Genomic DNA, 19,819 nt, shown 5'->3' on the forward strand with positions numbered 1-19,819 from the left:
CATGAAGCAAACATTCATGATAGTAAAGGGGCTGTGCCCACAATGGAAAAGCTTGCCTTCAAATTCCCAAGACTCTGCAAGATACTTGCTGACGGAGGTTATCAAGGGGATTTGGCTATGTGGACAAAACAAAAGTTCGGATGGGACTTGGAGGTTGTACTCAGACCCAAAGAAAACCCCAGAAAATTCAATGTAGTACCTAAACGATGGATTGTTGAAAGGACTTTCTCATGGTTGGAAAACTATAGAAGGCTCACTATTGATTACGAATTCCTGACGGAAACGGCAGAAGCAATGGTAACGGTGGCATTTATACAAATACTCCTTAAGAGATTTTTCTAAGCATTTCAAAACAAATTCTCAGTTCATCCTGCAACTTCTGGCGTGTAAAGAAGATGCGGCTTTTCACCGTTCCGAGCGGAAGGCCGAGGCGTTCGGCAATCTCACGGTACTTGAAACCGGACACGTGCATGGAGAAAGGGACTTTATAGTCGCGTGGAAGGGCATTGACGATGCGGTGCATTTCTTTCAGGTCGTAGGCACCTTCGGTACTGGCAAAACCGGAATCCTGGGGCATACTGAGGTGATACTGATTGTCCGTCTGGTCCACAAAAGTCTGTTCGCGAACTATTTTCCGGTAATTATTGATAAAGATGTTGCGCATAATGGTATACATCCAACCTCTGAAATTGGTGTCGGGTTCAAATTTGTCTTCGTTATCCAAAGCCTTGAGAGATGTCTCTTGCAACAAATCATTCGCTTCTTCCCGGTCGGCTGTCAACTTGTATGCAAAGCGAAGCAGTTCTTCTTGCACTGCAAGCAAATCTTTTCTAAAACTGTAAGTATTCATACTTTGCTCAATTTTTAAATAGTTAATAATGGTTTAGGTTTTATGATTGCAAGTATAAGGAAGATTTGAAGCCCCGGGGGACGGAATACGGTTTTTATTAGGGGTGAAAACTATCATTTGACAGTTTACACCCCCCTCTCTGATAGTTTACGGGTGATATTATATACTGAAAACTATCATTTTTCCGAAGATTTCGTAAATGTTACGTGATTTTTTTATAGCTTTGCCTACATATAGGAAAACACTTTTATTACATAAAAACACTTTATTTTATGAAATCATTTCAATTTAAGTCACTTCTTCTGCTGACTACCCTTATCATTTCCCTGCCCTCCTTCGGACAAGGACTGAAGGCGTTCAAGCTGAAGAACGGTCTTTCCGTATATATATGGGAAGATGAATCCAAATCGGACGTGTTCGGACTGGTAGGCGTACGTGCCGGTTCCATCAACGACCCCGAAGAGTACACGGGACTTGCACACTACCTGGAGCACGTCATGTTTAAAGGAACAGACAAGATAGGCGCGCTGAACTGGACGGAAGAAGAACCGATCTACAAGGAAATCATCGCCAAGTACGACCAGATGGCCGAAGAAGCCGACCCGGCAAAAAAAGAAGCCATCAGCAAGGAAATCAATGAGCTGACCGTCAAAGCTGGAAAATTGGGACTTCCCAACGAATACTCCAACCTGATGGAAAGCATGGGTGCCAAAGGGGTGAATGCAGGCACCTACTATGACTGGACCTTCTATCACAGCTCCTTCCCTGCCTATCAGATAAACAAATGGCTGGAAATCTCCTCACAACGTTTCCTGCATCCCGTATTCCGTTCCTTCCAGTCGGAGCTGGAAAACGTGTACGAAGAATATAACCGTTCACAAGATGACCAGGGACGTGCACAGAACCAGTTCGTGATGGAGAAAGCTTTTGAGGGACATCCTTACTCCCGTTCCATCATCGGCCTGCCCGAACATTTGAAGAATCCCCGCCTGAGCAAGCTGATTGAATTTTACGAACAATGGTATGTCCCCGAAAACATGGTACTGGTACTCGTAGGAAACATCAAAGCCCAACAAATCAGCGGACGCATCAATGCCGCCTTCGGACGTCTGGCTGCTAAACCCTCACCCGAGCGCAAGGTCTACCAGAACCTCGAAATAAAGGGCCGCAAACAGTATTCGGCTAAAGTAGGATTCTACCCGCAAGTGGCAATGGTATTCAATGGAGTACCTGCCGGACATCCCGACGAAGACGCTCTGGACATCGCCCTGGCACTGCTGAACAACAACAGTCAGACCGGAACTATGGACAAGCTGGTACTGGACGGTGAACTGACCAGCGCCGGAGCCTACACCCGTACTTTCCGCGAACAAGGACGCGCCATCGTAGCGGCCATTCCCCTCTACGACGAAAACCAGCGCCGTTTCGAGTCGACCAAGAGCGCCGAAAAGAAAGCCTTGAAAGCCATCCAGCAAATCGCCAACGGAGAATTCGAGGACTGGAAAATTGATGCCATCAAAGCCGAGAAATGCCGCCAGTTCGACCTGGAAATGGAGTCGAACGAGGACAAGGCCATGATACTGATGAACGCCTTCTACAACGAGCAGGACTTGGGCGACATACTCAATTACAAGGACAAGATTATGGCCATCACCACTGACGACATCAAGCGAGTAGCCAAGAAATATCTGTCAGACAATTACCTGGCCCTATATATCGAAAAAGGAAAGCCTGACAAGAACGCCAAGATTGAGAAGCCGGGTTACAAACCCGTAGAACCTCCGATAGGAAAAGAATCGCTCTATGCAACACAATTCAAAAACCTGCCCATCGGACAGATGGAGGAGAAATTCGCAGACTACGGCGAAGTGCAAATCAAGCAACTGAACGACCGTTCAAAGATGTACTACACACCCAACAAGGAGAATAACGTATTCCAGTTGGTTGTACAATACGGAGCCGGTGAACGCGAATTCCCAAAACTTGGCTATGCCGCCCAGTTGATGAACAACGCAGGCATCATGGGGGCCTACGAACCGCAAGAGTTGAAAGAAGAACTCAGCAAGCTGAACGCAACCTGCCACGTGACAGCCGATGATGACAACCTCTACATCATCATGGAGGGCTACGAAGCCACCCTGCCGCAAGCCTGCCAGCTACTTTCACGCCAGATTTTGATGCCAAAACTGGACGAAAAGCAACTGGCACGTCTGAAAGGTTCGGCAATGGGTATGCGCCAGCAGCGCAAAGACAACGTCAGCATCCTGAACGAAGCACTGCGGCAGTACATGCTCTACGGAGAGAAATCAGACTACATCAAGGAACTGACCGACAAGGAGATTTACGAATTACAGATTTCAGAACTGACGGGCGACATCAACCGCGCCTCCAACTACGAGGCAAAGGTGTTCTTCACCGGAACACTCCCCTTCGACCAAGTATACGATATCCTGAGCAAGAACCTCCCATTGGTGGCCAACGAACGCCCGTCCAACTCCCCACAGGCAAAGGACATGATGCCGGTGACCGAAAACACCGTCTACTTCCTGCCTAACAACGATGCAGAACAAGCCCAAATCCACCTCTACATCCCGATGCAGAAGGCTGACAAAAAGGACGACGTGCTGCGTAGCGCATTCAACCAATACTTCGGTCTTGACTTCACCGGCATCGTTCTGAACGAAATCCGCGAAAAACGCTCCATGGCCTATACAGCCTATGCATTCGTCGGCACGCAAGGCATAGCCGGAAAAGCAAGCTATCTGCGCGGCTACATCGGTACCCAGAACGACAAGGCAAACGATGCATTGGACGTACTGATGGGTCTCGTCAACGACATGCCGAAAAATCCGGAACGTATCGACAACATCAAGAGCTACCTCCGCCAAGCCATGCTGACCAGTCACCCCAGCTTCCGCAACAAAGCCATGGAACTGGTAGACTTGGGCTACAGAGGCTACACAGACGACCCAGCAAAGGAAAACCTGCCGAAAGTAGATGCACTGACCTTTGACGACATCGTGAAATTCTACGAAGAGAACATCAAAGACAAACCTTACTGCATTTCCATCATGGGCAACCCAAAGAACATTGACCTGAAGCGACTGGAAAAATTCGGCAAGGTAGTGAAACTGAACGAACGCAAACTTTTCAACACGAAGGATGCATTGTTCTAACCTTGTTTTATCCCTTTAGCAATCCCATCCTCCTTCCCCCTTATCAGGGGAACGAGGAATATGAAAGATTCCCCGACATTTCGGTTGCAAATGCCGGGGAATCTTATTTTTAACACCTGGAGTTCTTTTGCACATTGCCCGGAATTTCACCGGAAAATCCCTGAGATTCTCAGACAGCAGACAATGGACTACATTTCCCGCTCCTCCTCATTGCCCGAAAGGATAGGCAGGCAAATCCTATACTTCACCGCCAGTATGCGAGTAACGAACACCGTCACACCGCCCACAATCTGACACACGAAAGACTCCATCCCCAGAAGATGGCACATCCAGTAGAAGGTCCCTCCTACCACACAAGCCATCGCATAAATCTCCTTCCGGAATATCAGCGGAATTTCGTTGATGAATACGTCACGTATCACACCTCCCGCAGCCCCGGTGATGCTGCCCATAATGATGGCCACCCAAAAGGGATAGCCCAGCGCGATGCTCTTGCCCACGCCGACCACCGTGAACAGTGCCAGGCCAATACTGTCGAATATGAAGAACGTATTGTGCAGATGGATGAGATGTTTACCGAAGAGGATGACCCACAACAAGGCCAGTCCGGTACAAATCAAGTAAATGGGATCCGTCATCCAGCCCGGGGTGACGTCCAGCAACAGGTCGCGTATCGTACCGCCGCCAATGGCCGTCACAAAACCCACCACATACGCTCCAAACCAGTCGAACCGCTTGGCCGAGGCCAGGCGTATGCCACTGATGGCAAAGGCAAATGTGCCAATGAAATCGAGTATCTGAACAAATGTTGGCATTATCACTTTGAGAATTAAAAATTATAAATTAAACATTGAATAAGTGTGTATTTTCAACAGACACTCTGAAAATAATAGGCAAAGTAACAAATAATTTCCCTAAGAAAACGTATTTTTGTCGTATCATTTTTCACCAACTACGACAATGAGAATAACAATCGTATCGGGCGCACGCCCCAACTTCATGAAAATAGCCCCCATCTGCCGCGCCATCGACGCCGCCAGAGAGGCAGGAAAGAACATCTCCTACCGCATCGTCTACACCGGTCCGCAGGATGACACCAGCCTGGATGCCTCGCTCTTCTCCGACCTTTCCATGAGGAAACCGGATGCCTACCTCGGTGTCACCGGACACAACCACTCGCAGGTGGCAGCCTCCATCATGCTCGCCTTCGAGCGGGAGTTGGACGGGCATCCGGCACAAGTCGTACTGGTGGTAGATGACATGACCGCCACTATGAGCTGCTCCATCGTCGCCAAGAAGCGCGGACTGAAGGTGGCGCACGTCATAGCCGGCACACGCTCTTTCGACATGAACATGCCCCGCGAGGTGAACCGCACCATCGTGGACGCCATTTCCGACTATCTCTTCACCGCCAGCATGGTGGCCAACCGCAACCTCAACCAGGAGGGCATGATACCCGAATATATCCACTACGTGGGCAACATACTGATTGACACCATCCGTTTCAACCGCCACCGCCTGGTGCAGCCCATGTGGTTCTCCAGCCTCGGCCTGCGGAAAGGGAACTACCTGCTGCTCACCCTCAACCGCCGTGACCTGCTGGAGAAGAAGGCCGTACTGCACTCCCTGCTCCAGACCGTTATCGAAAAGGCCGGCGGCATGCCTATCGTCGCCCCGCTACACCCCTACGTGCAAAAGGCGGTGAAGTCGCTGGAAGTGAATGCTACCAACCTGCACATCCTGCCTCCGCAGAGTTACCTGCACTTCGGATTCCTCATCAACCAGGCACGGGGCATCGTCACCGACTCGGGAAACATCGCCGAAGAAGCTACCTTCCTCGACGTCCCCTGCATCACCCTCAATACCTATGCCGAGCATCCCGAAACCTGGCGCATCGGTACCAACGAGCTGGTAGGCGAAAATTCCTTCGCTCTCTCCGCCTCGCTCGACAAGCTGCTGCACGGAGAATGGAAGCACACCACCCTGCCCGACCGCTGGGACGGACGAACGGCGGAACGCATCGTACAGACACTACTGAACGGCAACAATTCATAATCCTCCATAAATTCTATCCCAAGCTTGCAAACGTCTATCCCAAACCTACGGACGCTTATCCCAAGCTTGGGTCTTTCTATCCCAAGGCTTGGGATAGAACTTTCTCCATACGTTGTGCAACTTTATCCTTTATATCCGGCAACTTTTCTATAAGGATTCTGTACGTTTTTTATCTGTATCCGGCAAACAAGACATACGACTTTCACGTTCATTTAACCATATCTCCCGTTTCTTTAGTCTATATTTGCTTCTTGATTAACCTTAATTTGTTAACTTTGCGCCCGAATTATCTGTAACTTATGAAGCAAAGATATACAATTTACGCCCTTTTCCTGCTGTCACTGTTCGTCTCCATCAGCGCATCCGCCCAGATAAAGGGTGTCATCACAGACTCCCTCACGAACGAACCGCTGATGTATATCACCGTACAGTATGAAGGGAAAGGTGTAGGCGGCATCTCCAACGCAAACGGTGAATACCAGGTTGAAACCCACAAAGGCTGGGATGAGCTGACATTCTCCGCTGTAGGTTATATCACCAAGAAAGTGAAACTGAATCCCGGTACCCGGGTGCTGAACGTCAAGTTGCAACCGGACGACATCATGCTCTCCGAGGTCGTCGTGAAGCCCAAGAAGGAGAAATATTCCCGCAAGAACAACCCCGCCGTGGAGTTTATGAAGAAGGTCATCGAGAACAAGAAGGCCCTGAAACTGGAAGAGAACGACTACTATCAGTATCAGAAATATGAAAAGATGAAGATGTCGCTCAACGATGTCACCCCCGACAAAATGGAGAAAGGTATTTACAAGAAATTCTCCTTCTTCAAAGACCAGGTGGAGGTATCGCCCAAGACCAACAAGATGATTCTACCCATCTCCATCAAGGAGACGGCGAGCAAGACCATTTTCCGTAAAAGCCCCAAGAGCGAAAAGACCATCATCGAAGGCATGAACTCCACTGGTATCGAAGAGTTCTTCAACACCGGAGACATGCTGGGGACCATCCTTACGGACGTATTCTCCGACATCAACATCTACGACGACGACATCCGGCTGCTGCAACGCCGCTTCGTCAGCCCCATCGGTCGCGGAGCCATCAGCTTCTACAAGTACTATCTGATGGACACACTCATGGTGGACAAGCAGGAGTGCGTGCATCTGACTTTCGTTCCGCAGAACCCGCAGGACTTCGGTTTCACGGGGCACCTCTACGTGGTGAAGGACTCCACCTATGCCGTGAAGAAATGTACCATGAACCTACCCAAGAAGACGGGTGTCAACTTCGTGGAAAACCTCGACATCGTGCAGCAGTTCGAACAACTGCCCGACAGCAACTGGGTGTTGACCGACGACGACATGACCGTGGAACTGCACTTCGTGAAAGGTATCCAAGGCCTGGAAGTACAGCGGACCACCAAGTACAGCGACTATCAGTTCACAGAGATAGAACCCCGCCTCTTCCGCCTGAAAGGAAATGTCATCAAGGAGGCGAACATGCTTGCCAAGAGCGACGAATATTGGGCGAAAGTGCGCCAAGTGCCTCTCACCAAGAAGGAGAGCACGATGGACGTATTCATGAACCGTATCGAACAGATTCCCGGCTTCAAGTACGTCATCTTCGGAGCGAAAGCCTTGATTGAGAACTTCGTGGAAACGGGCAGCAAGAAGCATCCCAGTAAGTTCGACTTCGGTCCTATCAATACAATGATAACCAGCAACTACGTCAACGGCACCCGTTTCCGTCTGAGCGGTATGACAACCGGTAACCTCGACCCGCATTGGAGCCTGAGCGGTTACGGCGCCTACGGAACCAAGGACAAGAAATGGTTCTACTCCGGGCAGGTGGCCTACTCCTTCAACAAACGCGAATACGTATTGTGGGAGTTCCCGAAGCACTACATCGCCTTCAAGTACACCTACGACGTGATGTCTCCCATGGACAAGTACCTCGCCACGGACAAGGACAACTTGTTTGTCGGCTGGAAATGGACCACGGTAGACCAGATGTCCTACATGCGCGACGCCACGCTGACCTACGAGCTGGAGACCAATACCGGCTTCTCCATCCAGGCCATGGCACGCCACCGCAACGACCAGCCTGCGGGGCAACTGCAATACTGGAAGAACAACGGAGAAACACCCGGACAGTGGGATGAAAAGAATACGCTGGTGCACGACATCACCACTACCGAGCTGGGTGTGACCCTGCGTTACGCTCCCGGCGAAACCTTCGTCAACACCAAGCAGCGCCGCGTGCCCGTATCGTTGGATGCGCCCACCTTCACCCTCTCCCACACCGCCGGATTCAAGGGTGTGCTGGGTGGAGAGTACAACTTCAACCTGACGGAAGCCAGCATCCGGAAGCGCTTCTGGCTCGGCTCATGGGGCAAGCTGGACGTAACGGCACGTGCCGGTGCGCAATGGAACACCGTTCCCTTCCCCCTGCTGAACCTACCGATGGCAAACCTCTCGTACATCACGCAGAACAACGAGTCCTTCAACCTCATCAACAACATGGAGTTCCTGAACGACCGTTACGCCTCCCTCAACCTAAGCTACGACATGAACGGAAAACTCTTCAACCGCATCCCGCTCATCAAGAAGCTGAAGTGGCGTGAGATGTTCCGCATCCGTGGTCTGTGGGGCACGCTGACGGACAAGAACAACCCATACAAGAGCAACAATCCCGACTTGTTCCTCTTCCCCATGCGCGACGGTGTACCCACCAGCCACGTCATGGGCAAGACTCCCTATGTGGAAGCCAGTGTAGGTATCTACAATATCTTCAAGCTGCTCCACATAGAATATGTACGTAGGCTGACCTATACGGACATACCGGGAGTGAAGAAGGGCGGTATACGCTTCATGATATTAATGATATTTTAAGAGTTACATACTATGCAACCATTAGCAGAACGGCTTAGACCAAGAACATTAGATGAATATATCGGTCAGAAACATTTAGTGGGACCGGGTGCAGTGCTGCGTAAGATGATTGATGCAGGACGTATCTCTTCGTTTATCTTATGGGGCCCTCCGGGAGTGGGAAAGACAACCCTGGCACAGATTATCGCCAACAAGCTGGAAACCCCTTTCTATACACTTAGTGCCGTGACCAGCGGTGTGAAGGATGTACGCGACGTGATAGAGCGTGCCAAGAGCAACCGCTTCTTCTCGCAAGCCAGTCCCATCCTCTTCATCGACGAGATACACCGTTTCAGCAAGTCGCAGCAAGACTCGCTGTTGGGAGCCGTGGAGCAAGGCACCGTGACGCTGATAGGCGCCACCACGGAGAACCCTTCGTTCGAGGTCATCCGCCCGCTACTATCCCGCTGCCAGCTCTATACCCTGAAGTCACTGGAGAAGGACGACCTGCTGGAACTGCTGCAACGCGCCATCACCACGGACACCGTGCTGAAGGAACGGAAAATAGAACTGAAAGAAACCACTGCCATGCTCCGCTTCAGCGGAGGAGACGCCCGCAAGCTGCTCAACATCCTCGAACTGGTGATAGATTCCGAAGCCACCGACCCTGTCCTCATCACGGATGACATGGTGACCGAACGCCTTCAACAGAACCCTCTTGCTTACGACAAGGACGGCGAGATGCACTACGACATCATCTCCGCTTTCATCAAATCCATTCGCGGCAGCGACCCGGATGGCGCCATCTACTGGCTGGCACGCATGGTAGAAGGCGGTGAAGACCCTGCCTTCATAGCCCGCCGCCTCGTCATCTCTGCCTCCGAAGACATCGGACTGGCCAACCCCAACGCGCTGCTGCTTGCCAACGCCTGCTTCGACACGCTGATGAAAGTGGGATGGCCCGAAGGACGTATCCCCCTGGCAGAAGCCACCATATACCTCGCCACCAGTCCTAAGAGCAATTCAGCCCATATGGCCATCAACAATGCCCTGGAACTGGTACGCGAAACAGGCAACCTCCCCGTCCCCCTGCACCTACGCAATGCGCCCACCAAGCTGATGAAGCAGTTGGGCTACGGCGAGAAGTATAAGTACGCCCACGACTACCCCGGCAACTTCGTCAAGCAGCAATTCCTGCCCGACGAACTGAAAGACCGCCGCATCTGGGAACCACAACTCAACCCTGCCGAGCAAAAGCATAAGGAACGGATGCAGCAACTCTGGGGAGAGGAAAAGAAATGGTAAACTATCAATTCAAATTAAAAATTGAAAATTAGAGATTAAAAGTCGGATACAGAAAATCCCCACAACAAATAACTCATAACTCATAACTCCATGAATATAGTAGTATTAGACGGCTATGCCGCCAACCCCGGCGACCTCTGCTGGGACGAATTGCAAGCCTTGGGCGAGTGCACCATCTACGACCGCACCGCCCCTGCGGAAGTATTGGAACGCGCTGCTGGTGCAGAAATCCTGCTGACCAACAAAACTGTACTCACCGCTGAACACATGGCGGCACTGCCCGAACTGAAGTATATCGGTGTGCTGGCCACCGGATATAACATCGTAGACACCACTGCCGCCAAAGAACGCGGAATCATCGTCACCAATATTCCCGCCTACAGCACCGACTCCGTAGCCCAAATGGTCTTTGCCCACATCCTAAACATCACCCAGCAAGTGCAACACCACTCCGAAGAGGTGCACCGGGGCCGCTGGACAGCAAGCAAGGACTTCTGTTTCTGGGACACGCCGCTCATCGAACTGCGCGAAAAGAAGCTCGGAATCGTAGGCCTGGGCCACACCGGTTTCACCACCGCCCGCATCGCCATCGGCTTCGGTATGAAGGTATGTGCCTACACCTCCAAGACCAACTTCCAGCTTCCTCCCGAAATCCGCAAGATGGAGCTGGACGAGCTGTTCCGCGAATGTGACATCATCAGCCTGCACTGTCCCCTCACCGACTCCACCCGCGAGATGGTAAATGCAGAACGGCTCCGACTGATGAAGCCCACCGCCATCCTCATCAATACCGGACGCGGCCCGCTCATCAACGAACAAGACCTTGCCGACGCACTTAACAACGGTACCATCTATGCCGCCGGCGTAGACGTACTCTCGCAAGAACCTCCCCGTGCCGACAATCCGTTGCTCTCCGCCCGCAACTGCTACATCACTCCGCACATTGCCTGGGCAAGCACCGCCGCGCGCGAACGCCTCATGCAGATTATGCTCGGGAACATCAAGGCCTACCAAGACGGCAAGCCGGTGAACGTAGTGAATAAATAAGCAAACAACATGGGAAAGTCCGCCGTAAAAGGTCTGTTCTACATCTGTCTGATAGCAGCGACATTCGTCTTGGCCACCATCACCATAATGGCAGCCTTCTCAGGAAATGTAGCTCCGGTCGATTCCGTCATCATGCCATTACTGGGGCTGGCAGTGCCCGTACTCCTGATTGTCAATCTGATAACGGCACTCTGCTGGGCATTGGCCCGTAAGCGCTGGGCACTGATTCCGCTGGTGGCATTCTTCTGCAACTGGGGATATCTGACGTCTGTCTTCCAGCTCAACCTGCCGAAAGACAAGACCCCGGCAGGCAAGTATCTGAAGATAGCCACCTACAACATACACAACTTTGGAGGTGAGATTACCGGTTATTCCTGCAAGGAGATAGCCCGGTACATGCAGCAGGAGGGCGTGGATGTGCTGTGCTTCCAGGAGTTCGGAGACAACAGTGACTTCCCCACAGACAGCATACGGCGCGTACTCTCGCATTGGTCACACGCGCTCATCCCTTCTGAAGACTCCGTCAAGGGCGTACTGCCTATCGCCGTATTCAGCCGCTATCCATTGGCGAACCACCGTTTCATCACTTACCAGCACAGCTCCAACTGTAGCATGATGTGCGATGTAGTGATGGGTACGGATACCATACGTCTGATAAACAACCACCTGCAGACCACCAGCGTTAGCCAGAAGCGCAGGAAGTGGGAACGCGAGCTGGCCACCGACGACACCCGCCGCGAAGTCCAGGCAGCCAAAGATGCCGCAGGCACCCTGCACGAAAACTTCATGAAGCGGGCCACGCAGACTTACGTCATCAGCCACTACGCTAAGACCAGCCCCTATCCCGTGCTGCTATGCGGCGACTTCAACTCAATACCTTCCTCCTACACCTACCATCATTTGAGGAAAACCCTCAAAGACGGATTCCGCACTGCCGGAAACGGATACATGTACACCTACCGCTATGCCAAACGCATGTTGCGTATTGACTACATCTTCCACTCCCCCAGCCTGAAGGGTATTGCATACTACTCTCCAGACCTGGATTTGTGCAGCGACCACAATCCAGTGATTATGGAGGTTGAAATACAATAAAGTAAAGAAAGCCAAAAACAATAAGGGCTGTCCCGGAAATCCCGGAACAGCCCTTGCCTTATCATATTCCGCCATTCAACGGAGGTTATCTGCACCCGATTAGTTGAACACGTAACGGATACCGACTTGCAGTTTCCAGCATTCGCTGTAGTTCTGATAGGTGTCGTAAGTCTTGGTAGGATATTCACCGTTCACCTTATACATGGAGAATACCGGAGTCAGGTCAGTGGCGCTCTTCACCCCTTCATACTTCAGGATTCGGTTGCTGTTGGAAACGGTGTTGGTCTTGGAGATACCCCATTTGGAGTTGATGAGGTTACCCACGTTCATGATGTCGAAACTCAACTGGAAGCAATGCTTAGTCTTGCCAATCTTGAATTCGAAGTCCTCCAGCAGACGGAAATCGAAACGGTGTACCCACGGAGCGCGAGCGGCATAAGCCTCAGCATACTGTCCTTTGTGATTCTTCAGGTACGAATCCTGCTCTACGAATTTCCAGAAAGCAACGCGGTCTTCCTCTGTCTTGAAGTTGATTTCACTATCATCCTTCGGAATATACATCAGGTCGTTGTTGATGCCGTCGCCGTTCATGTCGTTGGTGTAGCAAAAGCTGTAACCACCGGAAGAATAACCGGAATAGAACAGATTCAGGTGTGTGCCGCGAAGCAGGCCTTTGTGTCTGAAGGGAATGTAGTAGCCCACAGAAGCAATCACCTTGTCGGGAACCACATACTGTGAACGTTGTGCATCCACATAATTGGAACCGTCAATCGTGTTCAGTCCCTGCCAAGTAGAGATGGGGTCGCTGCCCGGAAGACCGGAAACTTCTTTGGACTCCGTGTGCGTATAGGCCAGCATCAGCATCAGGTCGTCCACCGGCTGGGCATTCACCGTGATGTTTGCCGTATAGCCGTAGCCTTTGGATGTATTGTCGAGTACCACGGCATTCTTGCCATTGTAATGCACGAAGTCGCCTGCATATTTCACATTCTTGTCGGGGTTGTCATAAAGAGAATAAGAGTACACCATACGGTTATCCGCACCATTGAAACGTTGCATACCCGTATGCAGCAGTTCCGTAGTTGTCACGTCTTTTCCATCAGCGCCCTTGACGGTGGTCAGCTTATTGTACTTCCATTCGTCGGGGTTCTTGATATTGATGTTGTTGATGGTAACGGCATTCACATTCTTCGTGAACATGAACTCTCCCGTCACGGTCAAGGGGAAAGATACGGGTACCTGATAGTCCACCGCGATAGACGACTTCCACACCTGCGGCATCTTGAAGTCCTGAGCCACACCGGAAATCTTGCTTCCCGCCACGTGTTTCTCAATCGTGGTGGGGAGGTTGAACTTGTCGATTATCTGGTTCATGTCCGTAATCATGCCGCCTGCCAACTGGTCCAGACGGGAATCATGGCCCACCACCTTTCCATTGTCATATTGGGTCTTAAAGGTAACGGAGTTCTGTACCATAGAAGCATTGGTCGGCATATTGGTGAAGAAAACCAACGGCAGACGTCCGGTAAACACACCCGTACCTCCACGTACTTTCAGCGACTTGTCCTTGAACACGTCCCAAACGAAACCTATACGGGGAGAAATCTGCCATCTGGAATCCGGCCACTTGCCAGTGTCGATGTGCTGCCCGTCGAAGTCAAGCTCATAGATGGCATCGTTTCTCTGGAGGTCGTCGTTGTCGAACATCAAGTTGTCGAAACGGATACCGTAGGTCAGTTTCAGACTGTTGCCGAGGTTCCATTCATCCTGGGCATAGAAACCAAGCTGGTTGAAGGTAACCTGAGCATTGGGGTTGGCCACACCGTTGAAGCCATAAGTCAAAGCGAATGATTCGGGAGCTGCGCCACTCAGGAAATCTTCCAGACTGTTATAGCGGTAATATCCCGTACCGTTACGCATATAGGCGTTGTTGGCAAACTGGTGCTCATAGCTAAGACCTGCCGTCAGCTTGTGGTTACCGGTGAAGAAGGTGAAGTTATCGGTAATGTTCGTAATCTTGTTCTTCACACCGTTGTTGTAGGTGAACAACTCGTAACCGGCGCTCATGTACGGTTCCAGAATCTGGTTTCCATTCTCGTCCTTGCCTGCCATGATGTCGATGAAGGGGAAAGGAGAAGAATTGGTGCCGCGCATGTCCTCTATATTGGTGTAGGTGAACAGCAACTGATTGGAAATCTTATCGGTGAAGCGGCTGTTCAAATCTGCCGCCCAAGACTGCACCTTGTTGTCCATGGAATACATGCTGTTGGCAAACGCCATAGACTGTGTACCTACGCGGTAAGTATTGTTCAGGCGATATCCCGTATCGGAAGAGTTGCCGTTCGGGGCATTCCAAGCCGTATTCTTCGTATTGTTGTAGCGGAGGCTCAAGCGATGGCGGTCCGTGATGTTCCAGTCGATGCGGGCCAGCAGCTTGGTGTTCTCCTCGTCGGCAGGGAAATTGGTGTAGGAGCCTGCATCATAGCCGTATTTGTCCTTCAGATGGTTGTACACCTTCTCCATGTCCGACTTCAGTGTACGGGACACCATACCTTTCGCATCTTCACCGTCCTCGCGCGCGCGATACTTTATAACCTCTCCCGGAGTCTTCTCTTTTTCGTAGTTCACAAAGAAGAACAACTTGTTCTTGATGATGGGACCACCCAGCGTGAAGCCGTAGGTAGTCTTGGACTCATCGGAACGTGCTCCCAGGTCCTCGCCGTTGATGCGGTTACCGCGCATGTCCTGGTTGCGGTAATAGGTATAGGCAGTACCTCTGAATGTGTTCGTACCACTCTTGGTGATGGCATTGATGCCGCCGCCGATGAAGTTCGTCTGGCGTACGTCGAACGGGGCGACAACTACCTGCACTTCTTCGATGGCATCCATCGAGATGGGATTTCCGCCACCGGGAAGGTTGGAACTCAGTCCGAAGTTGTTGTTGAAGTTGGCACCGTCGATGGTGAAGTTCGTGGAACGTCCGTCACCTCCGGCAAAGCTCATGCCGTTGGCGTAGGGAGAAAGGCGGGCGATGTCGCTGATACTGCGGTTCACGGTAGGGAGCTGCGTTATCTGTGCAGAAGAGATGTTGGTAGTGGCACCCGTCTTTTCGGCGGTAAACTTGGTCTTGGCAGCCGTCACAATCACTTCGTTCAGCAGCTCGGAAGATTCGCTCATCTCTACGTTCAGGTTATACACCTCGCCCAGTTGGAGAGTGATGTCCTTATAAATAACTGTCTGATAGCCGATATAGGAAATCTCTACCCGATAGGGACCACCGGTGCGCATACCCTGGATGGAATAGCGTCCGTCGACATTGGTCACGGTTCCGTAGCGCGAACCGGAAGGCTGGTGCACCGCCTGGACAGTGGCACCAATAATGGGCTCATTACTTGCATCCGTCACCTTACCCGCCATAGAAGCTGTGGTGACCTGCGCATCTACACCCACGGTGGCCAGTAACAGCAGCACCGTCAGTATAATTCTTACTCTCTTTAACATAATGTCTTTTAAATTAGTTTCTTAAAACGTTATATTTCTTAAAACATTGGCAAAGATACGCAAAATTATATATAAAGGCATTACAACGCGATTACATTTTTTAAGGATTTATTCAATACAAGGCAGTACCACTGTGAAACGGCTTCCACGGCCTTCCTCGGACTGGAGTTCGATGCGTCCTCCCATCTTTTCGACAATGAGCACACAGATGGACAAGCCCAGCCCGACGCCTTGGGAAAACTCGCTGCGCTTGTAGAAACGCTCGAAAATCATCTTCTGCTCGCTGTGCGGAATGCCTATGCCGGTGTCTTCCACATAAAGATGTACCTCGCTCATGCCGGACGGACAGCAATACCCCAGCCGGATGCTGCCTCCTTTCGTAAACTTGTTGGCATTGTTCAGGAAGTTGGTGAGTACCTGTGTCAGTCGCATGGGGTCTACATTCACCTGCACATCTTCGGGAGGGAAATCCTTGAGGAACTGCAACGGCGGCCGGATAAGCAGGCTATGCGTCTGATAGACGTCATCGAGCAACCGGCACACGCTCTCCCGCTGAAAGGTGAACGAGAGGTTACCCGACTCGATGCGCGACAGTTCCAGCACATCGCCCACCAGCTTCAGCAGCAGTTTGGTATTGGTGTTGATAATGTCCACAAACTCCTGCCGCTCTTCGTTTGAAAACTCCGGCTCATTGGCCAGCATATCCGAGAAGCCGACAATGGCATTGAGCGGAGTGCGGATCTCGTGGCTCATGTTGTTGAGGAACGACTGTTTCAGTTCGGCCTGCTCCGCCAGCTCGCGGGATTCTATCAGCTCCTGCTCGTGGTCTTTCAGTTCCTGGATATTCTGCAGCAATCCGGCTATGATGGGTGCGTGTCCGGGGGTGTGGATGGTATTGTAGCTGAACTCCCACCACTGGAACTCACCGGTGAAGTTACAGCGATACTGCCCCTTGTGGTGCGTGCGTTCATGCCTTGCCGCTATGTTCTTGCGGAAGGCGGGTAAGTCGTCGGGATGGATGTAGGGAGTGATTTCATCGAGCAGAAGACGGCCGGGGCGATGATGAATAAGCTCGCAAAACTGCGAGTCGCAGGACACGGAATCTCCCTCCAGTCGCCAGGCGTAGGTAGAATTTCCTTCGATGGCCAGGCAGAGGGTCTCATGCTCGTAGAGGAGGTTTCGCAATGCCTCACGCTTGCGCCTGCGTTCGCGCAGCAGGCTGAAGGAGAGCAAGACTATCACCGTCAGCACGAAGACTGCGCCCAAGATGGAACCGATGAGTATAGGATAGCGGTAGCGCTCCGAAAAAGGGATATACATCACAGTGTACTCTGCCGGAATGCTCTCGAGCGGGATGCCATACTTCTGCAGCACATGCCAGTTCAGCACGTACTGCTTGGCGCATTCCGTCACCTGCTGCCGGGGCATCCGCCCTTCGAGGCGTTCCTTGATACCGGTCGCCATGTATCTTATCTGGCTTTCCAGTGGAGTGAAATATCCTCCCAGCAAGTAGTCGGCAAAGCCGAAGCCCTCGTTGATGGTCTGAAACGTGGGATTGTCGAAGAGCATGCCCACACGCTTGGTGGTATAGTCTCGCTTGGTGTAGAGCAGCAACGTATTGTCGCCGCGTCCCAGCCACATCAGATGGCGTATCGCTATGGAGTCGCTCGTCATGCGCACAATCTTCGTGGTGTCCAGCAACACGTCTATGTTCTGCCGTTTCAGTATAGGGCTGATAGTCTCCCTCTCGCGCACACGGTGATAGGAGGAACCGGCAAAGTAAGCACCCTCGGTAGAGGTCACGATGGCGAACCCCTGCCCACGACACTGCTCATTCAACGCATGCCATATCTTGCGGTCCAGAAACACTTGTCCGTTCATCAGGCAGATGCGCGACTTTCCCATGATACTCTCTATCATGCGTATGGTACGCAAGTAATCGGGCGTGTCGGCATAGCCCGTGATGTTGGGGTATTGCAGGAGCAGAGATATGTTGGGATAGTTCACACCGCTGAACACAACGGGTATTTCATGCGCCAACGGGTGTCTGCATGCCATCAGCGCATAGGCAGCCTGGTCGTCGAGCACGGCTATCAACTCGGCTCCCCAGGCAGAGAGGTCGTCCACGAAACCGGCCATACGGAGGTTTTCTGCCTCCTCCATGTAGCGGTCGCAGTCCAGATAGTATTCGCGTACATCGCAGTCCAAGCCGAGAAGGCTGAACTCTTTTTGCAACAGTTCCAGAGCCTTCGCAGCAGGCGGATAGCCCGGCTCGAAAGAGTGTATCAGCGCAATACGCCGTGTCTCCGCATGGGCAGGGTGTGCACACACGAGGCAGAGAGAAAGAATCAATATGTATCCGGCAACTGCCTTTATGTGCTTCATATCCGGAAGGTCCTTTTCGACTTGTATCAGCAAAGATACGAATGTTTTTTAAGAATAATGGACTATTTCTTCTGTTTCTGTAACAAAGAATACGTTTTCTTAAATCATTGACACATCCCAACTTATCTTTCAGAGGATTTACCGAATATCCCTAAAGAACCGATTCTTCGTCCAGTATTCCAAAGTGGAGATCTATTTGTTCTTAACCTTCGGCAACACCGCATTCAGTACCATATATCCCAACATACCGGCAACAATCGTTCCCAGCAATACACCAAACTTCGCCTGGTTCAGCAGATCCGGATATTCTCCTGCAAAAGAAAGGTTGGCAATAAATAAAGATACCGTAAAGCCAATACCCCCCAACAAGGATACTCCGGCAACACTTCTCCAATTCATTCCCGGAGGCATTGAGGACAAACCACTCTTGACCGCCAGCCAGGTAAACAGAAAAATACCGATAAACTTGCCAAGAAGCAATCCTGCAGCCACCGCTATACTAACAGCTCCAACAACGCCACCGCCTCCACTGAACACCACACCGGCATTGGCAAAGGCAAAGAGCGGCAGTATCACAAAGTTTACCGCACCATGCAAATTGTCTTCCAGGGATTGCAAAGGACTAATTACATGATCAGAAGCGCGCTCCACTTGTTTTAGAGTGGCAATCTGCTCATTGGTCAATATAATATTATCTGATTTGGTAACCGGAAAATCACCGATAATGTCGCGGATGCGTTTAATGTATTTCCCGGCATCCAAACGGGGACGGGCCGGTATTACAAAGGCCAGTATCACTCCGGAAATAGTGCTGTGAATGCCCGACTGAAGGAACAAATACCAAATAATTACCCCGATAAGCAGGAAGAATATCTTCTGTGTCATACCGAATTTCCCCATATAGTAAAGGAAGAAATAAAGGACAGCAGCTACAATAAGATATCCGTATGCCACTTCGGAACTATAGAAAATGGCAATAACCAGAATGCCGCCAATATCATCGACCACAGCAAATGCCGTCAGGAAAATTTTCAGACTCAAAGGCACCCGTTTACCCAGCAGACTGAGTACACCCAATGAAAAAGCAATATCCGTAGCCATCGGTATAGCCATACCGCGCGTTTCCGGAGTACCCTGAACGACCAAAAGTGAATAGACAATGACCGGCACCAGCATACCGCCACATGCCGCTACAAAGGGTAAAGAGGCCTTACGAAAGGAAGAAAGTTCACCCACCAGCAGTTCCCGCTTTATCTCCAACCCCACAGCCAGAAAGAAAACAGTCATCAAGCAGTCGTTTATAAACTCAATCATTTTCAACGGATGACCGCCATGGGAGAACAAATTAAAGTCTCCGATGCGCAGATGTAGTTCCTGCAAAAGAAAGCCCTGATACAACGGAGCCATCGGCGAATTAGCAATAACGGCCGCCAAAATAGCCATCAAAAACAGCAAGATGCTCGCCGCTATATTCAGCGACGAGAAGTTTTTCACAGTACGTAAAATAATCATAAAGAAGTATATTTGATTTAAGATTTCAT

12 protein-coding genes are annotated in these 19,819 nt (G+C 51.1%); 7 read left to right on the forward strand and 5 right to left on the reverse strand.

The window, feature by feature from the left end; all coding sequences use genetic code 11:
- On the forward strand, positions 1-342 hold a 342-nt coding region (locus CSD97_RS05145), incomplete at its 5' end, for a transposase (protein WP_143272410.1).
- On the opposite strand, the gene CSD97_RS05150 is transcribed toward CSD97_RS05145, so the two are convergent.
- Positions 326-850, reverse strand: a complete 525-nt coding sequence (locus tag CSD97_RS05150) for an RNA polymerase sigma factor (protein ID WP_098032038.1) — start codon at positions 848-850, stop codon at positions 326-328. The genes CSD97_RS05145 and CSD97_RS05150 overlap by 17 nt on opposite strands.
- 272 nt (positions 851-1,122) lie before the next feature.
- Here CSD97_RS05150 and CSD97_RS05155 point away from each other — a divergent pair, with 272 nt between their 5' ends.
- On the forward strand, positions 1,123-4,026 hold the full coding sequence (locus CSD97_RS05155; protein WP_005836442.1) for an insulinase family protein: 2,904 nt from the start codon (positions 1,123-1,125) through the stop codon (positions 4,024-4,026).
- 188 nt (positions 4,027-4,214) lie between these two features.
- Here the strand turns inward: CSD97_RS05155 and CSD97_RS05160 are convergent, their stop codons facing one another.
- Positions 4,215-4,841 carry a trimeric intracellular cation channel family protein gene (locus CSD97_RS05160; RefSeq protein ID WP_098032039.1) on the reverse strand — a complete coding sequence of 209 codons (627 nt, stop codon included), beginning with the start codon at positions 4,839-4,841 and terminating at the stop codon, positions 4,215-4,217.
- Between the two features lie 145 nt (positions 4,842-4,986).
- Here CSD97_RS05160 and CSD97_RS05165 point away from each other — a divergent pair, with 145 nt between their 5' ends.
- The 5 genes from CSD97_RS05165 to CSD97_RS05185 all read left to right on the forward strand — a co-directional run bounded on the left by CSD97_RS05165 (position 4,987) and on the right by CSD97_RS05185 (position 12,392).
- Complete coding sequence (locus CSD97_RS05165) at positions 4,987-6,081, forward strand: UDP-N-acetyl glucosamine 2-epimerase (protein WP_061411857.1); 1,095 nt, start codon at positions 4,987-4,989, stop codon at positions 6,079-6,081.
- Positions 6,082-6,380: 299 nt separating this feature from the next.
- Positions 6,381-8,966 carry a DUF5686 and carboxypeptidase-like regulatory domain-containing protein gene (locus tag CSD97_RS05170; RefSeq protein ID WP_061411855.1) on the forward strand — a complete coding sequence of 862 codons (2,586 nt, stop codon included), beginning with the start codon at positions 6,381-6,383 and terminating at the stop codon, positions 8,964-8,966.
- A 12-nt stretch (positions 8,967-8,978) separates the two neighbouring features.
- Positions 8,979-10,250: a replication-associated recombination protein A gene (locus CSD97_RS05175; protein ID WP_098032040.1), complete on the forward strand. Its 1,272-nt coding sequence runs from the start codon at positions 8,979-8,981 to the stop codon at positions 10,248-10,250.
- A 90-nt stretch (positions 10,251-10,340) separates the two neighbouring features.
- Complete coding sequence (locus tag CSD97_RS05180; RefSeq protein WP_061411854.1) at positions 10,341-11,297, forward strand: D-2-hydroxyacid dehydrogenase; 957 nt, start codon at positions 10,341-10,343, stop codon at positions 11,295-11,297.
- Positions 11,298-11,306: 9 nt separating this feature from the next.
- Positions 11,307-12,392, forward strand: a complete 1,086-nt coding sequence (locus tag CSD97_RS05185) for an endonuclease/exonuclease/phosphatase family protein (protein ID WP_044467293.1) — start codon at positions 11,307-11,309, stop codon at positions 12,390-12,392.
- A 99-nt stretch (positions 12,393-12,491) separates the two neighbouring features.
- On the opposite strand, the gene CSD97_RS05190 is transcribed toward CSD97_RS05185, so the two are convergent.
- The 3 genes from CSD97_RS05190 to nhaA form a co-directional block, all read right to left on the reverse strand.
- Positions 12,492-15,893, reverse strand: coding sequence for a TonB-dependent receptor (locus tag CSD97_RS05190; RefSeq protein ID WP_055288401.1), 3,402 nt, complete (start codon positions 15,891-15,893; stop codon positions 12,492-12,494).
- 108 nt (positions 15,894-16,001) lie between these two features.
- Positions 16,002-18,278: a PAS domain-containing sensor histidine kinase gene (locus CSD97_RS05195; RefSeq protein ID WP_044467298.1), complete on the reverse strand. Its 2,277-nt coding sequence runs from the start codon at positions 18,276-18,278 to the stop codon at positions 16,002-16,004.
- A 192-nt stretch (positions 18,279-18,470) separates the two neighbouring features.
- On the reverse strand, positions 18,471-19,790 hold the full coding sequence (gene nhaA / locus CSD97_RS05200; protein WP_005828276.1) for a Na+/H+ antiporter NhaA: 1,320 nt from the start codon (positions 19,788-19,790) through the stop codon (positions 18,471-18,473).
- Positions 19,791-19,819 lie beyond the last annotated feature (29 nt).

It is taken from the genome of Bacteroides sp. AR29 (genome assembly GCF_900217715.1).
In the GTDB taxonomy this organism is placed as follows: Bacteria; Bacteroidota; Bacteroidia; order Bacteroidales; family Bacteroidaceae; genus Bacteroides; species Bacteroides uniformis.